Source organism: Nostoc parmelioides FACHB-3921 (assembly GCF_014696625.1).
GTDB classification, from domain to species: domain Bacteria; phylum Cyanobacteriota; class Cyanobacteriia; order Cyanobacteriales; family Nostocaceae; genus Trichormus; species Trichormus parmelioides.
In genome coordinates, this window is record NZ_JACJQL010000073.1 from 20,115 (window position 1) to 28,304 (window position 8,190).

General features: G+C 41.2%; 7 protein-coding genes. 4 read left to right on the forward strand and 3 right to left on the reverse strand.

From position 1 onward, the window contains the following. Positions 1–58: 58 nt before the first annotated feature. Positions 59–1,117 carry a PstS family phosphate ABC transporter substrate-binding protein gene (locus tag H6G14_RS27835; RefSeq protein WP_190571582.1) on the reverse strand — a complete coding sequence of 353 codons (1,059 nt, stop codon included), beginning with the start codon at positions 1,115–1,117 and terminating at the stop codon, positions 59–61. A gap of 334 nt (positions 1,118–1,451) precedes the next feature. Beyond that, positions 1,452–2,576, reverse strand: a complete 1,125-nt coding sequence (locus tag H6G14_RS27840) for a CobW family GTP-binding protein (RefSeq protein WP_190571583.1) — start codon at positions 2,574–2,576, stop codon at positions 1,452–1,454. Between the two features lie 173 nt (positions 2,577–2,749). On the opposite strand from H6G14_RS27840, the gene cysS reads away from it, so the two are divergent. From cysS to H6G14_RS27860, 4 genes are all read left to right on the forward strand, one after another. Continuing rightward, positions 2,750–4,210 carry a cysteine--tRNA ligase gene (cysS, locus tag H6G14_RS27845; RefSeq protein WP_190571584.1) on the forward strand — a complete coding sequence of 487 codons (1,461 nt, stop codon included), beginning with the start codon at positions 2,750–2,752 and terminating at the stop codon, positions 4,208–4,210. 16 nt (positions 4,211–4,226) lie between these two features. Next, complete coding sequence (locus H6G14_RS27850; RefSeq protein WP_190571585.1) at positions 4,227–5,663, forward strand: TldD/PmbA family protein; 1,437 nt, start codon at positions 4,227–4,229, stop codon at positions 5,661–5,663. Between the two features lie 234 nt (positions 5,664–5,897). Further along, positions 5,898–7,244 carry a TldD/PmbA family protein gene (locus tag H6G14_RS27855; RefSeq protein WP_190571586.1) on the forward strand — a complete coding sequence of 449 codons (1,347 nt, stop codon included), beginning with the start codon at positions 5,898–5,900 and terminating at the stop codon, positions 7,242–7,244. Between the two features lie 262 nt (positions 7,245–7,506). Then, on the forward strand, positions 7,507–7,830 hold the full coding sequence (locus H6G14_RS27860) for a hypothetical protein (protein ID WP_242053886.1): 324 nt from the start codon (positions 7,507–7,509) through the stop codon (positions 7,828–7,830). A 175-nt stretch (positions 7,831–8,005) separates the two neighbouring features. Here the strand turns inward: H6G14_RS27860 and H6G14_RS27865 are convergent. After that, on the reverse strand, positions 8,006–8,190 hold a 185-nt coding region (locus H6G14_RS27865), incomplete at its 5' end, for a transposase family protein (RefSeq protein WP_190571588.1).

Sequence of the window (8,190 nt, forward strand, 5' to 3'; positions counted from 1 at the left end):
TATTGTTATTAGTCAACAGTCAACAGTTAACAGTTAACAGTTAACAGTTGACTGTTTATTAAAATTGCTTTTGCTTGCGTAGTAATTCACTAAGCGTTAAATCAAACTGGGATTTACCAGCAAATACTGTTCCTGCTTTACCTTGATTTAAGTGAACATAATTAATTTGGTAAGCTTCACTGGATAAGGGTACATAACCCACAGCCTTGGCAGTTTTTGGCGCTTGTTTAATGTAGTAATCTGCAAACTGATAAACTGCACTTTTATTTTGGGATGACCAAGGATTGACGTAGATAAATAAAGGTCGAGAAAGGGGCTGATATTTGGATTTTTCTACTGTTTCTCGTGATGGTGTAATTGCACCTTTGCCATTATCAACTGCTAATACTTTTAAGCTTTTTTGGTTTTCTTCATAATAGGCATAGCCAAAGTAACCCAACGCGTTGGGGTCTTTACTAATACCTGCAACTAAAACTTCATCATCTTCGCTAGCCGTGTAGTCATTACGGCTGGCTTTCGCTTTACCTGTGATGGCTTCTGTAAAGTAGTCAAATGTCCCAGACTGTTTACCAGCACCGTATAAATTCAATGGTCTATCTGGCCAAGATGGGCGTACTTGGTTCCAACGGGTGATTTTTCCTTCCGCCCCAGGTTCCCAAATCTTTTTCAGTTCGGCAACTGTAATATCTTTTGCCCAATCATTTTGGGGATTCACGGCGATAGTTAAGGCATCAAAAGCCACTGGTAATTCTATATACCTAATACCGTTGCGGTTACAATCTGCCATCTCTGCTTGTGTAATCGGTCGAGAGGCATTGTTTATATCTGTTTTCCCTGCACAAAATTTGGCAAATCCGCCACCAGTACCGGAAATATTTACTTGAACTGAGAGATTATTTTTGGAGTTTGCTTGAAACTCTTGAGCGATCGCCTGGGTAATCGGATAAACTGTACTCGAACCGTCAACTGTCACACTTGCTACTTTCGTTGAATTAGCAACTTCGGTGACTTTTGCTGAATCCTGAGTTTGAGCCGAGTTATTAGATGTAGCTGTGCAACCACTGACGACAGCAAAAATCCCCAGCGTGAGAGCTAATTTCTCTGCTGTTGTTTTCATTTACCCCACCTTTATGGTGATATTTAGGTATGTCTATATCATTTCAAAAAAAATTGATATGTCAACCAAGGCGAGGCTACTGTACACAAAAATTCATCAAAAAAAATTGATGTATCAGTAAAGGTTATTAATTGAAGGACTGGGGGAACATAATGTGTGTTGTGTACAACGTCTATTCATCCCCTTACCCCAGATATGAATTTTTTGTTCTCAAGTAAGCTATTCTGCTTTTAAGTTGCATAATCCATAGTGAAGGCTGTTGACCGTTAACAGTTAACAGTCAACATCCCTTATTCGTAGTTATGCAATTTAGGCGCGCATTAGCTTATCAGTTCTATTTCCCAAAACCTTTACCTCGGCTGGTAGAAGGAAGACAAACGCAGTTTTCTAATTGAGTGAGTAAGGTTTCACGATCTAAATTTTGACCAATCAATACTATTTGGTTTTTTGGTTCGCCTTTCCATTCCTCATCGTCTAAAGTAAAGCGTTTACCACAGAGGTGGAAAATGTGACGTTTGGGACTTTCATCAAACCACATAATCCCCTTGGCTCGGAAAATATTTGTGGATAGTTGGTTATCTAGAAAATATTGAAACTTGCGAATCGAAAATGGTTGATCACTTTGGAAAGATATCGAGGTGAAACCATCGTTTTCTAGATGGTCGGAGTGGTGATGATGGTGTTCGTGGTCGTGATGGTCATGACCGCAGGTTGAATGATCATGATCATGGTGATCATGTTCGCAAGCTGAATGATCATGGTCATGCTCATGGTGGTCGTGACTATGGTCATCGGCTGCATCATAATATTTATCCGACTCAAATAGACCCACACTTAAGATTAAGGGAAGGGGAACTTGCGATCGCTTCGTTCTTAAAATCCTCGCACCTTCTTTGACTTCATTGATTTTTCTTTCCAAGTCATTCAAGCTGGCCTCATCAACCAAATCTGTCTTGTTCAACAGAATTACATCACCATAGGCAATTTGGCTGTAAGCCGCTTGCGAATTGAATAAATCTAAACTGTAATTGGCTGCGTCTACTACAGTAATAATGGAATCTAACCGGGTTAAATCCCGCAGTTCTGTACCCAAAAATGTTAGGGCTACTGGTAGGGGATCTGCTAATCCAGTTGTTTCTACAACTAAATAATCTAGCTTTTCTTCCCTTTCTAAAACTTTGTATACAGCATCGACTAAATCATTATTAATAGTGCAGCAAATACAACCGTTACTCAGTTCCACCATATTTTCATCGGTGGAAACAATTAACTCGTTGTCAATGCCGATTTCTCCAAACTCGTTGACCAAAACGGCGGTTTTTAAACCCTGTTGATTGCTGAGAATATGATTAAGTAAAGTTGTCTTGCCACTACCGAGAAATCCAGTAATAATTGTGACTGGCATTCCTTGTTTGGGGGCATCCATTGGTTGAGAATTATCGGTGACTGCTGATTGCATAGCAATATGGGCGCAAAATTAGAAGATACGAGAGGACTTTCAGGGCAGCTTGTTTCGAGCAGAATGGCAAAATGGTAGCGGAGATAGTCCAGAAAACACTAGCATAGGGATGCTGGAATATTTGTCCAGCTGCTTTATCCTATTATTGCGTATCTATTCCAAGTTACCGTGTTATGACCCTAACGATTTACAATACCCTCACCCGCCGTCAAGAACCTTTGGAAACTGTAGAGCCAGGTAAGGTTAAGATGTATTGCTGCGGCGTGACAGTTTATGATTACTGCCATTTGGGTCATGCACGTTCCTATATAGTTTGGGATACGATTCGGCGTTATTTGATTTGGCGTGGTTTTGAAGTTCAGTACATCCAAAATTTTACCGATATTGACGATAAGATTCTTAACCGTGCCAAAGAACAAGGTTCAACGATGGCGGAGGTCTCAAACCGCTTTATTGATGCCTATTTTGCAGATATCCGTCGTTTAAATGTGATGGATGCGGATGAATATCCCCGCGTAACTGAGCATATTCCGGAAATTCATCAATTAATCCAAATTCTGGAGGAAAAAGGTCTAGCTTACGCCGTTGGTGGGGATGTTTATTATCGCGTAGAACGCTTTCCCAGTTATGGCAAACTCTCTGGTCGAGAGTTGGAACAAATGCAGGCTGGTGCTAGCGGTCGAGTAGATGCGGAAGATTCAGAACCTAAAAAACAACATCCCTTTGATTTTGCCTTGTGGAAGGCAGCAAAACCAGGGGAACCAGCGTGGGATTCTCCTTGGGGTGCAGGTCGTCCGGGATGGCACATTGAATGCTCGGCGATGATTCGTTCTAAGCTAGGGGCAACAATTGATATTCATGGTGGTGGTGGAGATTTGATTTTTCCCCACCATGAGAATGAAATTGCTCAGTCTGAAGCAGCCATGAATCAGCCATTGGCGCGTTATTGGACACACAATGGTATGGTGATGGTGAATGGTCAGAAAATGTCAAAATCTCTGGGTAATTTCATCACCATTCGAGAATTATTAGATGGGGTAGGTAGCTGGAAGGAAGACCCCGTAAACCCGATGGCTGTAAGATTGTTTGTCTTGCAGGCACATTATCGCAAGCCTTTAGATTTTACAGAAGAAGCGATCGCCAACGCCGAAAATAGCTGGAAAACCCTCAAGGAAGGTTTGCTCTTTGGCTATCAATACGGTGAAAAGCTCGGTTGGGGTCAAGAATCCGCAATTATTCCTGAACTCGCCACCCGCTTTCAAGAATTAGGCGACGATGACTTTAATTTCTCTGGTGGCTTGGCGGTACTGTTTGAATTAGCCAAAGAACTCCGCCGCGAGGGTAATATTCTTGTCCATGAAGGAACCACCAAAATCCCCAGCGATGAACTCCAACGTCAGTGGAATACCCTTATCACCCTGAGTAAAGTTTTGGGTTTAGAAGCCAAACCAGATGATGAAAAGCTGACACAAGCAGGTCTGGGTGATACAGATATTGAAGCGCTGATTGAGCAAAGACAGGAAGCCAGAAAAAACAAGAACTTTAGCGAAAGCGATCGCATCCGAAATGAACTGCAAGCACAAGGTATCACCTTAATTGATAGCCCCCAAGGTACACGTTGGCATAGAAGTTAAATTCAAAATTCAAAATATGTGGTCAGAATTAACAAAAGCGATCGCTAGTTTTAAAATACCTGCCGATTGGATCGGTATTAGAGTAGTCAAAGAAACTGCTGCAAACCATCATGTCCGTGATGGTTTACCCCAAAGCAACGGCAAATCAACCACCGTGGGAGCCATGTTGGAAGTTTTGGTGAATGGCTCTTTGGGTTATGCTGCTACCAACTCCCTAGAATTACCATCCTTGCAAGCGGCGGCAGAAATCGCCTATAAACAAGCACTAGCAGCCAGTCAGTGGTCGATTTATCCCTTCAGTGAAACCGAACGTCCCAAGGTGGTGGGTGAATATAATTCCCCATTTTTAGAGCCATTGGATGCGCTCAGTCCTGGGGAAATTAATGATTTACTGGTGCGGATTTGCCACACCTTAAAAGTTGACGACAAAATTGTCCAAACCACCGCCAGCGCCTCCACAAGTGTCAAAGAGAGTTGGTTTGTCAGCAGCAACAGTTCTGAAGTCTATCAAAAATTCTTGTCCATCGGCAGCCATTATGGGGCGATCGCTCAAGATGGGGCGATCGTTCAACAACGTAGTAACAACGGTTGGCAAGCACACTGCTATCAAGGTGGACTAGAACTGTTAAAACAAGACCACCTATGGCAAAGGGTACGGCAAATTGGCGAACAAGCCATAGAACTCTTAACTGCCGAAGAATGTCCAAGCACCCGCACCCATTTGGTTTTAGCCCCAGACCAAATGATGTTACAAATTCATGAAAGTGTAGGACATCCCTTAGAAATTGACAGAATTTTAGGCGATGAGCGTAACTATGCTGGTGGTAGCTTTGTCAACACCAGGGATTTTGGCAAACTAGTCTACGGTTCCCCATTAATGAATATCACCTTTGACCCCACCGTTGCCGGTGAATATGCCAGCTACGGATTTGATGATACAGGTGTAGTCGCCACAAGAGAATATGTCATCAAAGAAGGTGTACTACAAAGGGGTTTAGGCAGTTTAGAAAGCCAAGCCAGAGCCAAAGTTCCAGGGGTAGCCTGCGCCCGCGCTTCCTCATGGAATCGACCACCAATTGATCGCATGGCAAACTTAAACTTAGAACCAGGAAACGTCTCCTTTGATGAGATGATCAGTGATATAGAACACGGCGTGTATATGGAATCTAATCGTTCCTGGTCAATAGACGATCGCCGTTATAAATTTCAGTTCGGCTGTGAATATGCCAAACTCATTGAAAATGGTAAGCTAACCAGAACCCTTCGTAATCCTAACTATCGAGCCACAACACCAGAATTTTGGCATAGTCTAGTAAAAATCAGCGACGATGCTAACTGGCAAATGTACGGCACACCTTACTGTGGTAAAGGCGAACCAAATCAATCTATTTGGGTAGGACATGGTTCACCAGTTTGTGTATTTGCTGATGTAGAAGTTTTTGGGGGAGGGTAATGAAAAGCAGGGGAGCAGGGGAGCAGGGAGCAGGGGGAAAATCACTCTACTGGTGGGGGAGGTTTCAACCAACGCTTAAAAGGGGAAACGAAGCTTTCACGCCACAAGGGATGAGGTTTGTACCTTTAGTTTCCCCTACCCCTGCCTCTAATCAATCAGTTCAAAATACCCTACGGGAAGCTAAAGCTACAAAATTCAAAGTTTCATGTTGCCCTATATTCCTTTTTGACATCCATGAAAATTGAGGAAGTATCTACTTTAGAATTTAGTTTTAATCAACTATTAGAAACTCTCTTAGTTAAAAAATTAGAAAACGAACAATTCACTGTGAAACTTAGCAGTGAACGTAGTCAATTTACTCGTTTTAATCAAGCCAAAGTTCGCCAAACTGGTTTTGTAGCTGATGGTTGGATTGAATTAACTCTGATGACAGACCAACGCAGCAGTTTTCGTCAGTTTCCTTTTACGGGAAATTGGGAAAAAGACTGGCAATCAGCATATCAAGCTTTACAAGAACTACGGGATGAATTGCCTTTATTACCAGTTGATCCCTATCTCGTTTTACCATCAGGAAATAATACTAGTCGGGAAACCCACATAGGTAATATATTGCCAGCAGAGGCAGTAGTAACGAATGTATTAGAACAAGTTAGGGATTTAGATTTTGCAGGTATCTATGCTGGGGGTTTAGTTATCAGGGCTTATGGCGATTCTAGTGGACAAAAACATTGGTTTGCTACTGACTCTTTCACTTTAGATTATTCCTTATTTATCAGTTCTGGGCAAGCTGTTAAAGGCACATTTGCTGGAAGTAATTGGGATCAAGAAGCTTATTCCGTCAAAATTAGCGAAGGGAAACAGCAATTAAAACTGCTATCAAATCCAGCTAAAGAAGTATCAAAAGGACAATACAAAACTTATTTTGCCCCGGCGGCTGTTGCTGATTTATTGGGTATGCTTTCTTGGGGTGCAGTCAGTGAAGCAGATATCCAACAAGGCAATAGTGCATTAGCTATTTTGTCACGTAAAGATAAACAACTTTCCCCTAAATTTAGTTTGAGAGAAAACTTCCAATTAGGATTAGTACCGCGATTTAATCAACTGGGGGAAATGGCTGCACCAGAATTATCAATAATTGACCAAGGAATTTTAGTCAATACCTTAGTTAATTCGCGGACGGCTAAAGAATATCAAAAAATTGCCAACGGTGCGAACAGTTCAGAAACCTTACGCGCGCCAGAAGTGATACCAGGGAATTTAACTTATGAGCAAATTCTCCCCAGTTTAGATACAGGCTTATATGTATCAAATTTGCATTACTTGAACTGGAGCGATCGCCCCACAGGTAGAATTACAGGTATGACCCGTTACGCCTGTTTTTGGATAGAAGACGGTGAAATTGTCGCCCCCATTGAAAACTTACGCTTTGATGAAAGCCTCTATCGCTTTTGGGGAGAAAATTTAATAGATTTTACCAACTTTCAAGAATTCATTCCTGAAGTAGGAACCTACGAGAGTCGTCAACTAGGAGGTAGTCTGGTTCCTGGGATGCTGGTCAATGATTTTACTTATACTTTGTAGCCATATTCATCTATCAAACTGAATCACTATATTTAGGCGATTGGAACCATCGCTTATATACGATTATTTGTTTTAAAGAGAGGGCTATTATGGTGTTAATAAGCTGACAAATGATATCAATTTACAATGACATAAATCGTCTCAATTAGTTTGTATTAATTTTGCTTAAATTGTGCTGTGGTAATAGAGTTTATCCCTTGTACTTGGGAAGAATGAGAGGAACGACGTTTCGTAATACCTACTCAATATTCAACCTATTGTTATGCTAACTCCACTTTCAAAAAAAACGGCGATTTCGTTAGCAAATCAACCACTCCAGCAAGAAAATATTAACCTGAAACTGATTGTAGAAGGGATTGCATCTCAGGTTGGTGAAGCCTTCTTCCAAGCTTGCGCTCATTACTTGGCTGAGGTACTCCAAATTCAGTATGCCTTGATTGCAGAGTTTATTGATGATGACCAGCCACGAGCTAGAGTTTTGGCATTTTGGAAAGGAGAAGAATTTGGCCCCAATTTTGAATACGATCTGGCTGGAACTCCTTGTGGCGTTCTTTATGAAGAAGGTCTTCAGATTTATCCTAATTAGACTTGTCCACAAAAGATAAAAAGCTTACTGTGAAAGCTTTACACGAACTATCACTGGGATGAAACACTAATTATGGCTGAACGCAAAAATAAGGCTTTGGGGATGAAAATATCAAAATTATTAAAAGTTTTAAGAAACATAGCTTTCTAAAAAAGAAAATCTCAAGGATGATAATTCAAAGCTCATGACTTAGTGTAAAGGAATAATTTAGATGTAACCGAACTAATCCACATACTGCCATTATTACCTGATGATAACGATATCGAGCTAAACGAAATCTTTCACTAGCTACTCGAAAAGTTTTGACTCTACAGATGAGATGTTCAACACCAATTCTTCTTGATGATAGTTTCTGATTTT

Excerpts from the sequence above, each read along its gene's own strand:
- cysS (WP_190571584.1), top strand. The coding sequence starts at position 2,750 with ATGACCCTAACGATTTACAATACCCTCACCCGCCGTCAAGAACCTTTG.
- H6G14_RS27855 (WP_190571586.1), top strand. The coding sequence starts at position 5,898 with ATGAAAATTGAGGAAGTATCTACTTTAGAATTTAGTTTTAATCAACTA.
- H6G14_RS27835 (WP_190571582.1), bottom strand. The coding sequence starts at position 1,117 with ATGAAAACAACAGCAGAGAAATTAGCTCTCACGCTGGGGATTTTTGCT.
- H6G14_RS27850 (WP_190571585.1), top strand. The coding sequence starts at position 4,227 with ATGTGGTCAGAATTAACAAAAGCGATCGCTAGTTTTAAAATACCTGCC.
- H6G14_RS27840 (WP_190571583.1), bottom strand. The coding sequence starts at position 2,576 with ATGCAATCAGCAGTCACCGATAATTCTCAACCAATGGATGCCCCCAAA.
- H6G14_RS27860 (WP_242053886.1), top strand. The coding sequence starts at position 7,507 with ATGCTAACTCCACTTTCAAAAAAAACGGCGATTTCGTTAGCAAATCAA.